We start from the raw sequence: 246 nt of genomic DNA on the forward strand, positions 1-246 counted from the left end.
CGGCAGTTGGTTGTGAAGTTAGTACAATTTCGTAGGTATCTGTCGCGCCACCTTCGGTGATATTCCTGCTACTGCCGGATTGGGTAATTGTGACTCCGGCGGTATCGTTGTCGGTGATGTTGGCGGTGACGGAATTAATCGTAATTCCGTTATAGTTGGCGTCGCTGCTGGTAGCTGTATGAGAAATAGTGCCGCTATGATTTCCTTCGGCGACGTTATCGTTAATTGCACTAACTGTGACTGTTT

Annotated in this window: 1 protein-coding gene; it reads right to left on the reverse strand. The window is 48.0% G+C overall.

The features are described from left to right. Positions 1 to 246, reverse strand: a 246-nt coding sequence (locus tag MiSe_RS50485) for a hypothetical protein (protein ID WP_226595156.1), incomplete at both ends; no start/stop codon positions are given.

It is taken from the genome of Microseira wollei NIES-4236, from assembly GCF_020521235.1.
Classification (GTDB): Bacteria; Cyanobacteriota; Cyanobacteriia; order Cyanobacteriales; family Aerosakkonemataceae; genus Microseira; species Microseira wollei.